Below are 20,522 nucleotides of genomic sequence, written 5' to 3'. Positions count from 1 at the left end.
AAGCAACAATGAAAATCGACCTGTGCTTCCGTTACTGGAAAAAGGTGAGCCTCACCGGCATATGTATAATGGCGGGTGTGCTCGTATCCCGCGCGCAAACCGGCAACCAGGCGCTCCTGCTGGATGGAAACGACAATAATCCCTGTATCGGTATGGATATCATCCGTAAACAATGGACGGTGGAAGCCTGGATTAAAGGGAATGATAACATTTGGAAGGCGAAAGAGGTGATTATTGGAGGAGGTGAATATTCGGAGTATCCTCATGTTGACAATCGCCCGTTAATGATCCAAAACGGCCATCTGCACAGCGAAAAAGCGCATATAACGGCAACGGGTATACTGGATAGCAACTGGCATCATGTGGCCGCTACCTGTAATGGGGTGGAAACCAAACTGTATCTCGATGGGAGGGAAGTGGGCCGCGCAAAAGGCGCTATAGATATTTTGCCAGGGGCCATAGGCACCAATGATATGGATTCCAGCACCTTTGGCGGTTGTATAGATGAAGTGAGGATATGGACGGTGGCGTTATCGCCAGCTGTTATCCGCCAATGGATGTATCAACCGCTGAGTGCCCGTCATCCTGGTTTCAAAGCGTTGAAAGGCTATTATACTTTTGATGATATGCAGGATGATGTAAGCCTTAACCTGGTAGGGAAAGGCCACCAGGCGTATCATATGAGAAATACCCGGAAGAACTATAAAGGGAAATTACCTTTAGCTACATTGGTGAAAAATGATAACCCTTTGTTTAAAACACCTGCCGGCAAACAACAATTGTTTAACGCCGTTACCATACAAAGCGAATGGGATGCGGATCAGGGCAGCACTAACGACCAGGTACTTAAATTGCGTATAGTCGCCAACGGTAGTAAGGATCCGCTGAAGTTAACCGCTTTGCAACTGGATCTGTCGCGTAACACCAACTTATCTGATATTGCAGCGGTGCATGTATATTATGCCGGCAAATCGCCGCGTTCCGCTACCAGGAAGGAATTGTCCGGGTCCGGAAAAGTACCGCAGCAGCGCATGCAAATAATTTTGCCTCCGGCAGATGGATATACCTTACAAGACGGGGTAAATTATTTCCTGGTTACTTTTGATGTAAAGAAAGAAGCAGTGGCAGGAGATACTTTGTATGCAGCTGTTGCTTCCTTTGCCTTAAACGGTGTCGCCTACACGCCGCAGGCTGCACACTCCAATATTGTAAAAACGGTGGTGTCTTCTTCCGCTACCAATCCGTATACGGTAAAGCTGCTGCAGTGGAACATCTGGCATGGCGGCGTGCATGTGGGCAACAACGGTCCTAACCGGATAAAGGAATTATTGCTGCGAACCAATGCCGATATTATCAGTATGCAGGAAGCCTATGGTACGCAACAGTTCCTGAATGATACGCTGGGGTTCCACTTGCAAACATATGCTCCGGGCGCTAACCTGGCGTTGTTCAGCAGGTATTCGTTGGAGAAGCATTCTTCCAATGATAATTTCAAATCTAACACGGCTGTGGTTCAGCTGCCGGGTAACCGTAAAGTACTTATCGGCAACTGGTGGCTGAGGTATGCCTATAAACATGAGTACACCGACTTTTATCCTATTCCGGGCTTAAACACTAACGACTGGGTGAAGGAAGATAGTGAACTAGCGGTAACGGATGCACGAAAAAACCTGGAGCAGGATATTGACCCGGTGGTAGCGGCAGATACATCATTGCCGGTGATTTTGGCCGGTGACTTTAATTCAGGGAGCCACCTCGACTGGACGGAGAGAGCAGCATTTTTACACTATGGATATGGTCCGGTGTTATTGCCGGCTTCCAGGTTCATGCTGGAACGGGGCTACCGCGATAGTTACCGGGAATTGCAGCCCAATGAAGTAACGCACCAGGGAGGTACTTTCGCCGCTATTTACGGGCATCTGCAAACGTCGCGGATAGATTTTATTTACTATAAAGGCCCGGGCATTAAAGCGGTATCTTCCAAAATTATCAGAACAGCGCCGGAGATCGATGATGTGTGGGCATCTGATCATGCGGCGGTATTAACGGTATTTGATATCAGGTGAGGATCTTAGTGCCAGTGTTGCTGGATGGCTTCCATCGACTGGCCCTTGGTTTCCGGTACCAGTTTGTATACCGTTATAAAAGCAAATACACAGCATAAGGAAAAGCACCAGAATGTTTGAGGTGTACCTATAGATGCCAGCATGATGGGCGTTAGCTGTCCCATGATAGCGTCGGCCGTCCACATCACCATAATGCTGAGTGACAGTGCTTTTGCGCGGATGCTGTCGGGGAATATTTCCGCAGCAATCACAAACTTCAACGGCCCGATGGAAAAAGCAAAACAAGCCAGGAAAGCCAATACACAAAGCAGGAGATAGATACCGTTTACGGCGCCTGCGTAAAAGCAGATGCCTGTCAGCAGCAGGCTCACCGCAGCTCCGGCGGTACCCCACAGGTATAAGGGGCGCCGGCCAAGACTATCCACTTTCCAGATGGCAATAAAAGTAAAGAGCACATTTGCCGCGCCGAAAAACAACTGGCTGATAAGAGAGCTGTTCAGTGTAAGCCCGGACTGGTGCAGGATAGTAGGCCCATAATAAATAATAGCATTAATGCCACTGAACTGCGAAAACAACGGCAGCAGGATAGCAATCAGTAAAGCGCGGCGGAAACGTGGCGCCAATAACTGCGTATACCCGGTGGTGTTAGCTGTTGTGGTGATGTGCTGTTGCTTCAGCCACCGCGGACTTTCCGGGATAAAAGTAATGCCCAGTAAAAAAAGCAGTGCCGGGAAAATACCTACCCCAAACATTTTGCGCCATACTTCCAGGCCGGTGATCAGCCCCCACCCGCTTTGAGACGGGGTAGCGGCGTACTTCAGCAGCAGGGCATTGCTGCCATAAGCGCTGAAAATACCAATGGTAACGGCCAGCTGATAATAGGTAACTAACCGGCCCCGCAGGTGATCGGGGGCAATTTCAGAAAGATAGAGCGGCACTACGCTGGAGGCGATGCCTACCGCCATACCGCCGAGGATGCGTGCTGCAATGAGCCAGGAGAATACCGGGATAAAAGTGCAGCCCAGCGCCGTGAGTACAAACAGTGCTGCCGACAGGAACAATAGTTTTTTCCTGCCGAGGCGGTCGCTGATGTCGCCGGCAAAAATTACCCCAACAATACAACCCGCCAGCGCCGATGAAACAAACCAACCCAGTTGTGCAGGCGATAAGGAAAACTGGTGCTCCACAAAGGGCAGGATGCCGGATACCACGGCCATATCAAAACCAAAGAGGAAGCCGCCCAGGGAGGCTACCAGTGTAATGAAGGTGAGATGTTGGCCTTGTTGCTGCATGTTCAGGTGGATGCTATTTGTTGATAAACCGGATGCGATGGCTTTAAAAATGCTTTGATCAGTTTCACCTGTTCCCCGTTATTGCTGGTGATCCGGCAGGCTACCGCTGCAGCCGGTATCACAAAAGTTTCAGCATAATGATATATTATCGTATGCCCGTTGGCGGTAGTGACCGTTATGGAACTGCCTTCTACCAGCATCATCACCAGGCAGTTGCCGTTGGTGGTGATATTTATGCTGGTGCTGAATTCCAGCCGGTGTACATCATAAAAATGCGCAGCATGTGTAGGCAGATGCACCAGTTGGTAATCTGCGTCCTGCTCTATTATCACCGGTGCAGCAATCAGTTGTTCTTTTACGGCTTTGCCCTGCCTGCTGAAATCCAGGTTATGAAAGGCGTGATCGATATTGATGGCCCTGGGTTTCCCGTCCAGACCGGGCCGCAGCCAGTCGTACATTTTAAACGTAAAAATGTAAGGAGTGGCGCTGATCTCCAGTACCAGGTTATTGGCGCCGGCGCTGTGTACCGTTCCGTTAGGCACCAGGAACAAGGTATGTTTATCTGCCGTATGTTGCTGTACAAAATCCGTTATTTCTATGGGAATACCAAGATCCCGGCTGTTTTCAAGTTTGGTTCTGAACACTCCCGGATTAATCCCGTCCTGGAAGCCGAGGTACACGGTGGCGCCGGCTTTACAGTCCAGGATATAGTAAGTTTCATCCTGTGTGAATGTTTCACCGAAATGTGTACGGATATAATCCATTGTAGGATGACATTGAATGGAGAGGTTGCCGCCGTCAAATGTATCGAGGAAGTCGAAGCGGATAGGGAATTCATATTTAAAGATACCGGCATGATTGCCCAGGATGGCGGTGTGCTGTGCATACATCAGCCATTCAAAAGGAATTTCCATCAGGATACCATCGCTTTCAAAGAGCACCCCGTTTTCCGGAACAATCAATTCAAAAGACCAGGCGTAATTTATCTCTTCCGTGTTAATGCCATTGATATGTGTTTTCAGCCACTGGCCGCCCCAGGCGCCGGCTTCAAACCAGGGCCGCACCCGGAAAGTGGAGTGGGTCAGCTGGTAAATGCCTGCCTGCAGATCTTTATTAAATGCCCAGGCAATATGATCCGGCCATTGGGTATCGGCTATGATGTGAATGCGTGGCAGCAGGGTTTGTTTGTAGTTATTGAGCACTACCCAATCCACAAAGTAAAACCGTTTATACATTTCAGCGCTGCCACCGGCAGTATTGCTGCCGAAGTTAGTGATAGTGCCGGCGCGCATGCGGTACTGGAGTTCGTTTTTTGGAAGATCCAGGTATATCACCGGGGCAGTGGCGTGAGTGAGCGCGGCGCCACTGCCTGATACGATATGAAGATCATAAGGACCATCGAAAGATAACGCTGCCAGTTTTTCATCATCAAAGAAATCAGTGATCTGTAAAGAAGTTTTTGTACCCCACACATCGCCTTCATTGCCAATAAAAGGGCCGACCAGCTCCTGTATACAATCGTTGCTTTTTAGCAGGCCCCGCGTATCATGCCACTTAACGTTAATGCCTATATGTGCAAATTCCAGTTTCAGTGCTGTATGGATCTTATCCCAGAAAATGCCTGCATAGCCGTCTATCAGTACCAGCGGATGCTGTACCATCCACCTGGCCAGTGATTCATAGCCTGTCTGTATCTTTCCATGGCCGAGCGGATGGGCCGGGTACCTGTTATAGGTATCGGGTGGTGGGGTTGCTGCATGTTCCGGCAGCAAGGGTTGTGCTGATTCTCGCCAGATCATAATCTTATTTTTTTGCCACACGGACCATTATTATTCCTTTACCGGGAATGGTGAAACTATCCGGAAGTGTGTGCTTGTTTGTTTCCAGTATGTCGCTTTCTGAAATATTTAAAGCGGTGGATTTATTTTTTGATGTTAGTGTAACCGTGGCCGTATGACCGGAAGTATTTACCAGTTGCAGCAATACACCATTGCCATCTGATGCGGGGTAGAGGTTTTCCACATATACATTTTTCCCGCTGATGTTAAAGAACAGGCTCTCCGAAGGGGCGCCATCCGCAGCCGTAACAACCGGTGGCTGATGATTTTCCAGCCCGTTATTGTTAACATCTTCGGCATCAAACTGGCCGTGTACCTGCAGGTAATAATGAAAGGTAGTGATCCCTTCCTGGTCTCTACGGAAATTGGTATGCCACAGGTTGTTCATTACCCAGGAAGAGATAAGGGGTTGCTGCTCTGTAAACGAAATCCAGCGGGGAGAGCTATGTAACCCGCCGAGCAGCCCTGCAGTGGGGTATTGCCCGATTTCAAACAGGGGCGCGTCGGGGCCCGACCAGGTAACGCCCGTATTTTTCCCGGATACATCTACCCAACGTTGCTGCGTATACCAGTTCCTGTTAGTATGGGGTAACTGGTCTGCTTCGGCGGCGATACTTCCCCACGGGATGCTGTAACGCACCTGTGCGCCGGGAATACGGAAGGGAAATACAAAGTGTACGCTTTCTTTGCTGCCAATGGCAGTTTTATCGATGGTGTTAATCAGTGTAACCTGGTCGGTGCCTGCAGTGAGTTGTATTTCGCGGCTGAGTGAGTGCGCCCCTGGTGCCGGTGTGTTGATCACCAGGCTTACTACCAGCGGGCCTTTTTCTTTGATATGAATATCCGCCGGTCCGCTGTATTGTATTTTTTCCGCGGAGTCGCCGGGCATATAAGTGTATTGGTTCAATCCGGCGGAGTCGGCAAGGTTGCCGCTATAGCCCTTTTTAAGGAGCTGCGTGATGTTGCCGGTCTTTGGATCAACCCGGACGGAGTAAATGCCGTTATCGAGGCTGTAATCCGTAACAGTTGCTTTTTTAGGTGAGGCTCCATTGCCTGCGTGAATAGTAAATCGCTGTTTGGAGAAAGGAGGGAGCGCTGTTGCCAGAAAGGCCAATTCACCGGTGCTGAGCCTTTGCGATGGTAATTTTCTGCCATTGAGGTCTTTCACGAGATCGCCGGAAGTACTGAGGGCGGCAGGTATGCGCACCAATGCGGTGCGGGAATGACCGAGGGTATTGTAAACGTCTATGGCTTGTACGCCTGTGGCACTGCCGGTATATCCGTTGCCGTCAGTACTGCTGCGGAGCAGCGCTTCCGACCGGGCCCGGGCATCCAGTGCAAAGGCTTGTTTAAACTGCCACTGGGCTACGGCTTTGGGATCCTGCGGGTTGGATACGCTGTTGAAAGCGCCCCAGGTATGTTCATTGAACATGATGAGGTCCGTCCAGGTATTACGGAAAGAGTCCGAAGGGTAGCCGGATTTTCCCCTGATAGCCCAGATGGCGCCGGCCTGTTGCAGCCGGTCAGATGCGTTCCGGTTGATGGCAGTTTCTTTCGCAGCTGAGGCGATGCCATCTGTCCAGTATTCGGTGTAGTCGCCGCTGAGCACAGGGATTTTATCTTTCCATCCGGCTTCAAAATCGTGAAAGAATTGTTTTACCGAGGTGATAATAAGTTTGGGAGATGTATACCGCTCATTCCATGCTTTTACAGCGTCCGGCAGCTCAGGGTCTATGGGTGCATTATCGCTCATGGCCCAGGTGAGGAGCGTCATGTTATAGGGGAAGTGGTTATGTTCCAGCTGGGAGAGATAATCAAAAAGATAGGGGTTGAGAAAATTTTCACTGGGTTTGCCGGTGTAATACGGCTTGGGATCTTCTATGGTAAAGAAGTTGGGTATTTTGCTTCCTTTCAGCGTATAGCCGATAGAGTAGGGCGACGACTGCCAGAAGAGAACCTGTTGCTTGCCGGAGGCATCCTGCCAGTAGAAGGGTTTATCGCGCCATTGCCCGGAGCTGCCGATGCGGTCGTTGGCGTTGGGCGCGCTGAGGAAATATTTTATACCAGTGATGGCCGACTGGCTGATCAGCCCCCATGAGGCGCCGGGAACATCTCCCTGGAACATGGTGTTGATGGTAATGCCATAGTCTTTTGCAAGCCGTGCGCCTGTAGCAAACAGTTGCAGCAGTTGTGCAGGAGAAGTGGCGCTGGTATTGGTATTGGCGTAAGCGCCGTCGAGGTTGATCCATCCTTTTTTTACGGCTTCGCGGAATGTCTGTTTCTTTTCATCGCTGGCGGCGGCGAGGTATTTATCTACCACCCAAAGGGCTTCCGTGTTCCATTTGAAGCGGGCTTCCGGCGGATAGCCGGCCGTGCGGGCGGCTATTTTAATGGCTTCATCGATGTTGTTCATATGAATGGCCAGCACCTTTGCCTGTACGTTGGTATACCCTACATCCACATGCGAGTGGGGCATGAGGTATACATTCCATTGCCGGGTGGGTGAAACAATACAACGGGCGGTATAGGTTTGTCCACCGCTCTGCAGGCGAACAAACAGCTGGGTGTCTTTGTCTACGGCTTCGCCGGGCAGCGGCAGTTCATAATCCTGGATCCCATCCGGGTTTGCCGGCAGCGCAAGACTATCCTCATGCCCATTAAAGTACATATACACCATTGCCGGCTGGTAGCTTTTGCCGCCGTGGAAGCGCATGCGTACCATTCGGGCGGGAGCGCCATGATGATTCAGGTAAGCGATGGTGGGTTGCAGTTCTATGCTGGTAAAGGGCGCCTGCTGCTGTGATAAATCAGCGCCGGCCTGGTAAAGGGCTAAATCCCTGTTGTATGTACCGGGAAATTTTAGGTCCCGTGCGCTTGCGCCGCCGGCCAGAAAGCAGCTAGATAACAGGAGTTTTGCTATTATATGCTTCATATGTACAAACATACATACATATTTCAATATTCTGAAGGGAATCTGGAATTGGTCGCTGAGCGTTAGGATTGTTCCCGGTAAAAGAAAATGGGAAGATGCACGCATCTTCCCATCTCCGGATAATAAAATAATATCCGCTGTTAGAATCCCGGGTTATTAGGTAACAACTTCGGGTTCACATCACTTTCCTGTTTCGGAACAGGAAATAGCAATTGTTTTGCTGCGAACGTAGCGCCGAATACGGTTCTATGTCCAACAAAATTATCCCAGTTGCCGGTCACATCATTATGCACTTTCCGGGTCCGTATCATATCGAACCACATTTTATTTTCAAAGCAAAGTTCAAAATAACGCTGCAGCCATACTTCCTGCTCAAAAGCGGCTTGTGACATAGTAGGCAGCGGCGCCAGTTTAGCGCGGGCGCGGATCGCATTTACATAGCTGATGGCACTTGCATTCGGACCACCTCCTGCGCGGTTGGAAGCTTCAGCATACATCAGGTATACATCTGCCAGGCGGTAAAGGGTATAGTTGAGATCTGATTTTGCAGTGCTTGTCACCGCTAAAATATCAAACCATTTGTAAATATACCGGCCTTTAAAGGTAATGGTATCAGTACTGGGCGCTTTCTTCTTGTACTTGGTGTAAAAGAATTGTCTTTCCTGTATCCTTTTATCACCGGCAGGGAACGATGCAATAAACTGCGGGGTAGGGTATACAGATCCATACTCATCAGAATATTGTGAAATACCTGCGTAGTTGGGAATGGTAAGCGGTGTAAGCGGATTAAGGCTTGGTACGGCAGCCGCGTACTGTACCTGGAAAATGAACTCCCCAAGATTTTTATTAGCCGGGTTGATCATGTCTGTGTATTCCGGGAACAGCGTATAACCGCCGTTGTCAATTACTGACTTGGAAGCAGCGGCAGACAGCGCATAGTACTGGTTACCTCCGTTAATAGCAGCACCGGCGTAGGTCAGGTATACATCCGCGAGAAGCGATTGAACGAGTCCCATTGATACTTTACCGGTTTTATCTGACCAGGGCAATGTTGATTTTGCCGCGGTGAGCAGATCCGGGATAATGATCTCATCATAAATCGCCTTTGCTTCTGTACGGGGCAGATTAAGGTTCAGGTCTTTAGGCACCTCGGTTACTTTTGGCACTGCACCATACAATCTTACCAGGTGAAAATAATAAAGTGCCCGCAGGGTATGCGCTTCTGCCAGCATATTGGTTTTATCCGCATCAGACACGGCTGCCTGCGGCAGCTTTTCGAGGGCCAGGTTACAGGCGCCTACGCCCAGGTATAAACGTTGCCACCAGGTATCCACATAAAAGGAGGTGGCGTTATAGCTGAGATTCTGAAAAGAAGCAAACCCGGTTTGCCCGAGATCACTGTTGGCCTTGCCGGTCATGAACTCCATCAGGTTGTAGACGTTACCGCCATAGGAAGATGGTTGTCCCTGTAAGAAACCCTGCAGGTACTGGTAAGAACCGTTTGCCAGCGCGCGTGCTACTTTAGGATCGGAGAGGTCGGCATCCGGTGGCAGAAAATTCGTGGGTTTTTGTTCCAGGAATTTTTTGCAGGAGCAACTGAGCAACACCAGCAACGCGAGTATGATATGTTTAGTCGTTTTCATTTTCATATTTTTTTAATCACTAAAAAGGTTATCACATCAACGGGTATACGATTTCATCAGAAATCAAGATTCACACCCAGGTTCCACACGCGCGGGCGGGGATAAGGGAAGAAGTCGATGTTCTGGGAGAAGCCGGTGTTAGAGCCATAACCAAAATTGAAAGTGTCTACTTCAGGGTCATAACCGGTGTATTTGGTAATGAGGAAAAGATTTTGCACGCTGCCATAAATACGGAACCTGCGGATATGGCTTCTCTGCATCCAGGATTCGGGGAAGGTATAACCCAGTGTGAAGTTTTGTCCCCTGATATAGGAACCATCTTCTACCCACCAGGTATCAAAATGGGAATCCTGTGTAAATTTATAGCTGCGCACCTGTGCAATATGTGTATTCTGATTTTCCGGTGTCCATGCATTCAATACGGTAGCCAGGCTGTTAGCCAGTGTTTGACGATCTTCCACAGAGTGTTTGAAAGCAGCAGCTGTATTTACACCCTGTACAAAACGGATGTCAAAGGTAAAGTCCCATCCTTTGTATTTAATGGTGCTGCTGAAAGTACCGGTCCATTTTGGATAGGCGCGGCCAATGATATCATACACTGCATTGCCGGCAGAATCGTATTCGTATTTTCTGTCGCCGGGCAACAGGGAATGTTTGGCTGCTTCTGCGGCTTCGTCACTACCATAGGTACCTAACCTTTTCATTCCATAAAAAGAACCGATAGGCTCACCTACGCGCAGGATATTGGTTTGACCCAGGAAGTTGGGGCCAGGGAAGATATCCGCGTTACCATCGTTGAGGGTGAGTATCCTATTTTTATTGGTTGCAAAAACGAAAGTAGTGGACCAGGTGAAGTTTGGTTTCTGGATGTTCACCGTGTTCAGGTTTACTTCCAGACCGGTGTTTCTTACTTCACCTACGTTTTTATACACATTGGACGTGAACATACCGGCAGACCATGGAATAGGTGTTGCTAGCAGAAGGTCCGATGTTTTACGGTTATAATAATCCACGTTCAGGTTAATGCGGTTGTCTAACATCACCAGTTCCACGCCGGCATCTATCTGGTTGGAACGTTCCCATTTAAGATCCGGGTTACCAATATACCCAGGTACCAGGGTAGGCTGATTGGCGCCGCCAATTACAGTTTGATCAGGACGATACTGCGGAGAGTACTGGAACTGACCAATTTCCTGGTTACCGGAAGTACCGTAGCTGGCGCGGATCTTCAGGTTGTTGATGGTTTTACTGCCCTTCAGGAAGTCTTCCTCAGAAACACGCCATGCTGCCGCAACAGATGGGAAGAACGCGAACTGGTTGTCTTTACTGAATTTGGAAGAACCATCATATCTCGCGGTAGCAGTAAAGAGGTATTTATTCTTCAGGTTATAATTAACACGGCCATAGTAGGAGTTCATCGACCAGGGCTGGGTTTCTGAAGTAATGTTGTTACGTACAGATCCTGCGGCCAGGGAATTCCACTGGAAGTAATCAGACAGGAAATTCTGTGTTTCCGCCAGCGCATTTTCGTTGCTGTATTGCAGGAAGGAAATACCTACTACCGCATTCAGGCTGTTGTTATTTTTGAACTGCTTGTTATAGGTAAGATAGTTTTCCGACTGCCAGTACTTACCGTAGTTATTGGTGATCCTGGCTACACCGCCCTGATCCTGCGACAGGTGGGGCAGGTTGCCGGCGGAATAGAAATTGGCTTTGTTGCTGATCTGGTCGTAACCAAAGTCAGTTTTAAAATTCAGGTCCTTGTTGATCTGGAATTGCATGTAGAAATTGCCCAGCGTATGCACCTGGTTATTGAGGGTATACCTGTTCTGCGCAATCTGTACAGGGTTTGGACCACCTTCCAGTCCGGGTATATCGTAGTTGCCGGCCCACTTACCGTCAGGATACCTTACCGGTACAATAGGTACTTCTTCCGTAACCATTCTTGGTACGTTTAAGGAACCATTACCATCAGATACTACTCTTTGTGTGCTGGACACGATGTTCAGGCTACCGCCAATTTTCAGCCAGTCTTTTACCTGGTCATCGAAAGTGGCCCTGGCAGAGTATCTTCTAAACCATGATTCTATCATCAAACCATTCTGATCCAGGTAACCGAGTGAGGCGCTATAGAGTAATTTATCCGTACCGCCCTGGAAGTTCACCTGGTGGCTGGTAGACACTGCCGGTTTGTAGGTTTCTTTTTCCCAGTTGGTGTTGTACAGCGGTTTGTCGTTCTCGTCAAACAGCAAAGGAAAATGTTCGTGATCCAGTATAGCGGTTGGCGTCCAGGTGCCATGATCCGGATCAAACTTGGTGGCATTGGCAAATGCTTCGTTGTATACTTTTACAAATTGCTCTGAATTTAAGGTGGGGAGATGACTGGCCAGTGTACTTACGTTTACATCACCCTGGTAGCTTACCTGGGTAGGACCGGCTTTACCACGTTTGGTAGTGATCATAATTACACCGTTGGCGCCTCTCGCACCGTAAATAGCAGTAGAGGAAGCGTCTTTCAGTACTTCAATGGAGGCGATATCATTTGGATTGAGCGCATTGGCATCAACACCCGCCACACCATCTACTACATACAAAGGATCCACAAATGAGTTGATAGAACCGATACCGCGGATACGTACCTTCGCTGCCTGGCCGGGGGCGCTGCTGTTGATGTTTACGTCCACGCCGGCCACCTTGCCCTGTAAGGCCTGCGAGATATTTGGAACGGGTTTGTCCATCACCTGCTCACCTTTGAGAGACGCTACTGCGCCGGTGAGGTCAGACTTTTTTACCGAACCGTAACCAATTACCACGAGGTCGCTTAAGGTATTCACCTGTACTTCCAGTGATACATTGATATTGGTTTGACTCCCCACCCTGACCTCCTTGGTGGCGAACCCGGTGAACGAGAACACCAGCACGGCGTTTTCGTTGGGCACCGACAGGGAATATACGCCGTCTACGTTGGCGATGGTTCCGCTGGAAGTACCTTTAATGGCCACCGTAGTATTTGGAATTACGGATCCGTCGGCGGCGCTGGTGACTTTACCGCTTATTTTAATCTGGGCCATTGCATGCATAGAGAGTAGCAGGCATGCAAGCACATAAAAAAGTTTTGCTTTCATAACAAGTCTTTAGAGATGAGGTAATATTAGCCGGTGTGTTTCAGTTGATAGTGATCACAGGATCTGTACGTGGAAGTCCCCGTGATAACAAGTGAGATTAGGTTTTAAGATCATGGTAATGATATGTTTTTTAATAAGATCCGGTTGACGAATAAATAATGAATGAGCAGGCCCAATTGTTTATTCTACTGCTGATTAATTGCCCACTTCTTCAAAAGCGTAATGGCATCCGATAAAACACCTGCTTCGCCCCGAAAATTTCCTGATCCTTTTGGCGTGCCAGTCTGAACGTCGTACCATTCAAAGAAGCCGTTTTGAGCAATGACGCGATCCGTCATGGGTTTAAGCTCTGTGATGGCTTCCTGTATAAATCCGTTTATGATGAGGGCCTGGATCATGCGTCCGCCAAACCAGGTCCAGTCGCCCGCATTCTGATACACATAAGGATGCATATTCGGGAACTCCTTTGCCGGGTAAGGAGGATACACCGTGATCCCTATGGTGGCGAATTTTTCTTTGGCGGCGGCCTGTATCATTTGCCGGTTAATGGCCGCTATTTCTTTTGGTGTATGAAATCCTGCCAGTATTGCGCAGGCAGTGCCTCCTGTGTAAAGGATTTCTTTTTCGTTAAATGAGGGGGAAAACGGGCTTCCGTTCAAATAAAGATGTGGTATGTATTTCTGTGCCCTGTTATCCCATAAATGTTTGCGTACATTTTTCCGGATATCCGTTGCTATTTTGTGCCAGTCTCTCTGTGCCTGATAGTCTTTTGGTTTGATCGCCAGGAAATCCTGTATAGCGATCACAAACATGGCGTTATCGTATATATCAACCGCCCATTTCGTTTTTTCATTGATCGCCACGCCCCACCCGGTTTCCGGTTGCACATCGCCCCAGTCGATGGTGGTAGCGCCTTTAATCAGCCCGTATTTTTCTGACCAACGCTCCTTTAGCAGATAGGCCATAGAGGCTTCCATCCGTTGCAAAATCGTTTTATCATTTATGGCCAAAAAAAGGAAGGCTTCGTCGCCTGTAACAGCGATATATTTTCTTACTGCCTGGATCAGGGAGGATTCCTGATCGGTTTCCACTGTATTTTTATGAGCCGCCCATTGAGGAGCCATGTCGGAATACCTGTATTGGTAGCCTACATTGGCCTTCTCGCGCGGAATAACGCCATCAGGAATATTTCCATCTGCGCCCTGCATCCGGAAAAACAACAGCAGCATTTCCTTTACCTGGTCGTGCGGCAATACCTGCAGGGAACCATTGATGAAAGTGTTGAAATCCCTGATCCATACTTCTCTGTAGGAAGTGCCGGCAGAGAAACCGGTGAGTAATCTTAATGCGCGGGCTTGTACTGTATCCAGCCGGCTGTCTGCCAATACAGCCGCCGCCAGGGTCCTGGTATTATTCTGGGCAGTCACGTTTCCTGAAAGGAATACAGGAGCGGTGATACCAGCAATAATGGGAATTATAGAAAGGGTTCTTTTCATAATGTGGCCCTGGATATTATGTACAAACATATAAACATAAATTAATTAATGCAAGAAAAGTTTTTAACATTACCTTAACGCGTAATTTATCTTGTAAGTAATTGATTGTCTGTTGACTATATGATGATGGATTGTGAGATGTGGATACCTTGCACGAATCCTGTTTTTTCAACCGGAGCATACATACGCCCAAAATAAGGTCGCCTAAAATTGTTTTTCTTGTTTATTTCCAGTTGCTTTGCAGGCATGAATTTGAGTATAGATCATAAAAATCCTTTACCACTTCATATACAGGCGGAAAACCTGTTGAGGAATATGATAAAAGATCCACAGTACGCCGGTGGAAAGTTTTTACCCAACGAAGTTCAGTTAGCGAAACAACTCGCTATCTCCCGATCTACATTACGTCATGCATTAAACAAACTTGTATACGAAGGATTGCTGACCCGGAAAAAAGGGGTAGGCACCAAAGTAGCGGAAGCGGCCATCAGCTCTAAATCCAAGAACTGGCTGAGCTTTACGCAGGAAATGACAGCGCGCGGTATCATCATCAAAAACTTTGAGCTGCATGTTACCTGGGTATTACCCGATGAAACCATTGCCAACTTTTTCGAAATCAGTCCAACCAAAAAAGTGCTCAAACTGGAGCGCCTGAGAGGCAAGGCGGAAGGCCCTTTTGTATATTTCATTTCCTATTTCCATCCACGCGTGGGATTAACCGGTGAAGAGGATTTCAAACGTCCTTTGTACGATATCCTGGAGAAGGATTACATGACGGTAGCAACTTTATCGAAAGAAGAAATCAGCGCCAGGTCGGCCGACAAGTTTATTGCGGCTAAGCTGGAACTGGAACCTGGCCATCCTATCCTTGTAAGGAAACGGTTTGTATACGATCAGGGCGAACGTCCTATTGAGTATAACCTGGGGTACTACCGCGCGGATAGCTTCGTGTACACGGTGGAAAGCAGAAGGGAATAATTTTATTTCATATAAATACAACGGCTCAGCATTAATACACAGGTATTAATACTGAGCCGTTTCGATTTACGGTTACGGGCACTGTTTATAGCTTAGGAGCGGCTGCCACGTTTTTGGTAACTACCGGCCATACACCTGGTGCAGGCACGCTAACGCCTTTGTTGGAGCCTCTTACGCCTGCATCCTGTCCGAAGTAATACAGCGGCCAGCCTTTGTAGGTTAATTGTTTTTTACCGGCAACGGTGATGCTGCCAAATAATGTTTTATCAAGAGTAGAAGGCACTACGATCTGGTCTGTTTCGTAGATAGGCCATACTGCATTATTTGAAAAATCAGGTTTGGTGAACTTGTTGATATTAAAGCTGTCTTTAGCAAAAGAGTAGAGCGTAACGCCCTTCCCATCAGTGAAGTATGTGGTTTTGGCGGTACCCTCGGTATGGTTTTCCAGGTAGTTTTTACCATCGGCACCCACCAGCTGGGCATTGATCAACTGTATAGTGTAATCAGGTTTCGCCACATACCAGACATTATTAACGCCTTCCCCATCTGTTTTACCAGGCGCCTCACGTACATTAACGCCGCCTACGGCAGGTGCGAAGTAGTACAGTGGCCATCCTTTGTAGGCAGTTTGTTTTTTGCCTTCGGTAGTAGTGATAGTGGTGAAGTCTTTGATGTCCAGACCGGTGCCAAGTGCTGTCTGGGCAAGGTTATCACCGGCATAATAAATAGGCCATACCGCTGCGCATCCGCCGGCGCAGTTATTTTGGCCATTAAAGTCGTTGGAGAAATAATAGAGGGAATTACCGTCCACATCTGTCAGGTGATTTCCCAAAGTAGCGCTGGCACTGAGTTGTACCAGAGGTTTAGGCGCAGGAGTGTCGGGGTTATCATCGTTTCCGCCGCAGGCGCTGAAGAAAACGATACCAGACAAGGCTATCAATGAAAGCAGGGAATTTTTTACGCAGTTCATGCTGTTAAAATTTTTAGAAATTTGAAATAATCAATACGTAATTGCAGGTTGTTGATCCGTAACAACCTGGTTGGGCAATCCATACTTATGCGTATTCGTTAAAAACAGGAAAAAGGTTGTCTGCCCCGCAAAATATTTTCAGCTACTTTTGCTGATATGGTCAATGAAAGTTTCTATTCAGAACAATATGAATCACAGGAAAGGGATACCCGGCTGGTAATGGACGTAATGTCTGTGTACCTGTACCCACTGGAAACATTTACCATTACAGACGCTGTGAACCGCGTGGAAGAAATGAAGGGCACCAGGGTCAGTGAAATATTGAAGCACCTGGTAGCTGCAGGACTGGCCATTAAAAATGTAACAGGCAATTATTCCCTGGTACCGGAAATGAATTTTCTGTTGTTCCCGGTAAATATAAAACAGCCGGCTTATTCGGCGTTGATGGAAAGGACAAGGCACGCCGTACATGCATTTTACAGCATGAGCGCCCGTTTGCAGGATCTGCAACAACTGCTCACTGCTTATTTTACAGGTGACCGTTTCCTGTTGTCGCCGCCGGTAAGGAAACTGGAAATGGAGCTGGATGAATATCAGCCTTATTTGTCTTACCTGTTGTATTTCCCCGCCTACGCAGAACTGTTGCCTTTTTTCAGCCAGGAGAGCCTCGACCGGATGGTATCTTTTGCCTTAAAATATAACCTGCTGAAAATGCCGCCGGTGGAAGAATTGGAAAGTTTTCGCAAGCAATATGGTGCTGATTTTCCTGAGCTGTCGCTGTTACAGGGCCATCTCGATTTGCCTCCGGCAGATAAAACTGCAGATGACCTTTATGCACAGGCCGTGATATTACTGTATAGCGGACAACCGGCAAAAGCGCTGACAACATTTGAAAAAGGGATCAAACGTCAACGCCAGTACGATAAAAAGAATACGATGCCGCTGTCGCCGTTGTTTGCTTTTTATTACGCATTCACGCTGGCTGTATTGCCCGGTGAGCAAACGAATCCGCTGATCACTAAAATTGTGACTGCCTATGAACGCAAGCTGTTCCCTGTCATCACCCCGGCCGTTTGTTTGCTGCATTTTCATGCGGGCCGTAAGGAGAAAGGAGAGCAGCTGTTGCTGCTGATACTGGAAGGCAACGAAAGCAACCTGCTGAGTTACCTGTCGGTATTATGTTTGCAGCTGTTGCATCCCAAAAGTAAATTGTTACGCACGTTTAGTACCACCACTGCGAGATTGCTGGCGCTGGGCATGGAGCGTCACTACCGGTTACTGACCTACGAATATTTATATTTATTTAAGGGAGATGATTACCAGGGATATGAAAGCATGTTCCTGGAAGCCGGCGCCATTGCCATTCACCCGCCGGTGTTTTCCCAGATGGAGCAAACGCCCGACTGGGAGCGGTTATTAAACACGTTGCTGGGCGCAGATACACATCTCACAAAAAAAGAAAAAAATGTAGTTGCTTCCCGGTTAATTTACCTGATAGACTTCGACCGGTATAAGATTCAGCCGGTGTTGCAAACATCCCAGGGCTATAACACCTGGAGCAGCGGCCGGAATGTGGCATTAAAAAAACTAAAGGAAGGAAAGGCGGAAGCCATGACAGAACAGGATTTCAGGATAGGCGCCACTGTACAGAAAGATCATTATTATAATTACGACGGAGAGTCTTATTCTTTTGCGGAAACGGTATGGGAAGAAATTGCCGGGCATCCGTTGTTATTTTCTGCAGATGATATCACTATTTCTGTAGAAATTATAAAAGCCCAACCGGAGCTGAGCGTTAACAGGTCCGGACAGGGGTATACTTTCAGTGCTAACGTAGACGACTATATCAGTGAAACGGTTTTTGTAAAAGAAACCAACACCCGCCTGAAGATCATCCACCTCACCGCCCAGCAGCGACGCCTGTTGCAAACATTACAGCAGATCCCCGTAGTGCCGGCCGCCGGTAAGGATAAACTGATCCAGGTGCTGAAGAGCCTCGGCGCGCACCTAACCATCCACGCGGATATGGGAGACATTGCTACCAATATCAGCCGTCGCCCGGCCGACAGCCGTATTGTGATACAGTTGCTTCCATTGGGAGACGGACTGAAGGCCGGTATTTATGTAAAGCCATTTACCAGCGATCCGCCGTATTGCAAGCCGGGCATTGGCGCGCATAATATTATCGGTATCAGCAACGGGGAACGCTGGCAGGCCATCCGTGACCTGGCAAAAGAAAAGAGTAATGTAACTAGCTTGCTGAACCTCATCCAGGGGGCAATAGAACAGGACCTTTCGGATGATACCATCATTTTTGAAGATCCGCTCGACTGCCTGCAACTACTTGAAATTATTCATCACCATCCCGAACTGGTGCGGGCGGAGTGGCCGGAAGGCGAGCGCTATAAAGTGAAGCAACAGGCAGGCTTTGCACAGCTGAGCATTTCACTGAAAGAAAAAGACCATTGGTTTATGTGTACCGGTGAATTAAAAGTGGATGAAATCACCGTGCTGGCACTGAAAGACTTGCTGGATACCACCCGCACCGTGAAGAAGCGGTTTATTGCTCTGCAAAACGGGGAATATCTCGCATTAACCGGCGACTTACGCCGCCGGCTAAACGAAATGGCCAGCGTAGCTAATATCGATCGCAATAATGTAACCATTCAGCCATATGCCGCGCCGGTGCTGGATGAATTACTGGAACAGGCAGGCAGTGTAACCACAGATGCGGCATGGAAAGCCTTCTCCCGTAAACGCACTACTGCGATGGAACTGGCCGTAACGGTGCCGGTTACACTCCAAACCACTTTACGCCCGTACCAGGAAGAAGGCTTCCGGTGGATGACACACCTGGCTGCGTGGGGAGCCGGCGCCTGCCTCGCGGACGACATGGGACTGGGGAAAACCATCCAGGCTATTGCGTTGCTGCTGCACCGCGCACCGGATGGCCCCGCACTGGTTATTTGCCCGGCCTCCGTGGTGAGCAACTGGAGCAATGAGATCAGCCGCTTTGCGCCTTCCCTGAATGTGGTATTTCTGCATAACGGTCACCGCGCAGGCCTGATTAAAGGCGCCGGCGCATTTGATGTGGTGATCACCACTTACGGTTTACTTCAAACAGAAGAAACATTGCTGGCCGCTGTGAAATGGCCTACACTGGTACTCGACGAGGCACATACCATCAAGAACTTCCAGACAAAAACATCCAAAGCGGCGATGTCGCTGCAGGCAGGGTTTAAACTCATGCTAACGGGAACGCCTATACAAAATCATATGGGCGAGATCTGGAACCTGTTTAACTTCCTCAACCCCGGGTTGCTGGGCACACTGGATCACTTCAACAAGCAATTTGTTTTCCCGTCTGTAAGGAACCCGGAGAGCACAGTAAAGCAGCACCTGAAAAAACTGATCGCGCCTTTTATATTGCGGCGTACCAAAACAGGCGTGCTGGATGAATTGCCGCCTAAAACCGAAATTGTAAAGCTGGTGAGCTTATCACCGGATGAAGCGTCGTTTTATGAAGCATTGCGGAGGAAGGCGCTGGAGAATATCAAAGCGCAGGAGGGTAGTATGGCGCAGCAGCATATCCGGGCACTGGCAGAAATTAGCCGGTTGAGGATGGCGGCCTGTAATCCGCGGCTGGTGGATGCTGAAACCGATATTCCATCTTCCAAATTAATGGTATTCCGGGAAATTGTGGAAGAACTGGTATCCAACAATCACCGGGCACTGGTATTCAGCCAGTTTGTAAAGCATCTCGACCTGGTAAGGGAAGCGCTGCATCAACTGGGGATTACTTATCTCTATCTCGATGGCAGTACGCCGATATCGCAACGGGATAAGCTGGTAAAAGATTTCCAGGCAGGCACGGGGCAGTTGTTCCTGATCAGCCTGAAGGCGGGCGGACTGGGACTTAATTTAACTGCCGCCGATTATGTGATTCATATGGACCCGTGGTGGAATCCGGCTATTGAAGAGCAGGCGTCCGACCGGGCGCACCGTATCGGGCAAACCAGGCCGGTAACCATTTACCGGCTGGTAGCGCAATATACTATTGAAGAAAAGATCATTGCTTTGCATAACAGCAAGCGGGATCTGGCCGATCAGCTGCTGGAAGGCAGCGACCAGGCTGGTAAGCTCAACGCTAAAGAATTGCTGGAGCTGATCGCAGAAAGATAA

General features: G+C 48.6%; 10 protein-coding genes. 3 read left to right on the top strand and 7 right to left on the bottom strand.

The window, feature by feature from the left end; translation table 11 throughout:
* The first annotated feature begins 8 nt into the window (after window positions 1–8).
* The gene (locus V7S65_RS25380) at window positions 9–2,066 is read left to right on the top strand and encodes an endonuclease/exonuclease/phosphatase family protein (RefSeq protein WP_336388245.1); all 2,058 of its coding nucleotides are present in this window, start codon (window positions 9–11) and stop codon (window positions 2,064–2,066) included.
* A gap of 5 nt (window positions 2,067–2,071) precedes the next feature.
* Here V7S65_RS25380 and V7S65_RS25375 read toward each other — a convergent pair whose 3' ends face one another.
* From V7S65_RS25375 to V7S65_RS25350, 6 genes are all read right to left on the bottom strand, one after another.
* Window positions 2,072–3,358 carry an MFS transporter gene (locus V7S65_RS25375; RefSeq protein ID WP_336388244.1) on the bottom strand — a complete coding sequence of 429 codons (1,287 nt, stop codon included), beginning with the start codon at window positions 3,356–3,358 and terminating at the stop codon, window positions 2,072–2,074.
* A 2-nt stretch (window positions 3,359–3,360) separates the two neighbouring features.
* Window positions 3,361–5,157, bottom strand: coding sequence for a class I mannose-6-phosphate isomerase (locus V7S65_RS25370; RefSeq protein WP_336388243.1), 1,797 nt, complete (start codon window positions 5,155–5,157; stop codon window positions 3,361–3,363).
* Window positions 5,158–5,161: 4 nt separating this feature from the next.
* Entirely contained in the window at window positions 5,162–8,128 is a 2,967-nt protein-coding gene (locus V7S65_RS25365; protein ID WP_336388242.1) for a glycoside hydrolase family 38 N-terminal domain-containing protein, read from the bottom strand.
* A 140-nt stretch (window positions 8,129–8,268) separates the two neighbouring features.
* On the bottom strand, window positions 8,269–9,771 hold the full coding sequence (locus V7S65_RS25360; protein ID WP_336388241.1) for a RagB/SusD family nutrient uptake outer membrane protein: 1,503 nt from the start codon (window positions 9,769–9,771) through the stop codon (window positions 8,269–8,271).
* Between the two features lie 56 nt (window positions 9,772–9,827).
* Window positions 9,828–12,896: a SusC/RagA family TonB-linked outer membrane protein gene (locus V7S65_RS25355; protein WP_336388240.1), complete on the bottom strand. Its 3,069-nt coding sequence runs from the start codon at window positions 12,894–12,896 to the stop codon at window positions 9,828–9,830.
* Between the two features lie 185 nt (window positions 12,897–13,081).
* On the bottom strand, window positions 13,082–14,392 hold the full coding sequence (locus tag V7S65_RS25350; protein ID WP_336388239.1) for a hypothetical protein: 1,311 nt from the start codon (window positions 14,390–14,392) through the stop codon (window positions 13,082–13,084).
* Between the two features lie 246 nt (window positions 14,393–14,638).
* On the opposite strand from V7S65_RS25350, the gene V7S65_RS25345 reads away from it, so the two are divergent.
* Complete coding sequence (locus tag V7S65_RS25345; RefSeq protein ID WP_079473525.1) at window positions 14,639–15,370, top strand: GntR family transcriptional regulator; 732 nt, start codon at window positions 14,639–14,641, stop codon at window positions 15,368–15,370.
* An 85-nt stretch (window positions 15,371–15,455) separates the two neighbouring features.
* Here the strand turns inward: V7S65_RS25345 and V7S65_RS25340 are convergent, their stop codons facing one another.
* Window positions 15,456–16,340: a COG4315 family predicted lipoprotein gene (locus V7S65_RS25340; RefSeq protein ID WP_336388238.1), complete on the bottom strand. Its 885-nt coding sequence runs from the start codon at window positions 16,338–16,340 to the stop codon at window positions 15,456–15,458.
* Between the two features lie 156 nt (window positions 16,341–16,496).
* Here V7S65_RS25340 and V7S65_RS25335 point away from each other — a divergent pair, with 156 nt between their 5' ends.
* Window positions 16,497–20,522 (top strand): DEAD/DEAH box helicase, encoded by a 4,026-nt coding sequence (locus tag V7S65_RS25335; protein WP_336388237.1) that lies wholly within the window; start codon window positions 16,497–16,499, stop codon window positions 20,520–20,522.

It is taken from the genome of Chitinophaga sp. CCNWYY40, assembly GCF_037483205.1.
Classification (GTDB): Bacteria; Bacteroidota; Bacteroidia; order Chitinophagales; family Chitinophagaceae; genus Chitinophaga; species Chitinophaga ginsengisegetis.
Note: the sequence above shows the minus strand (reverse complement) of the source record. Positions and strands in the feature narration are given on the sequence as shown.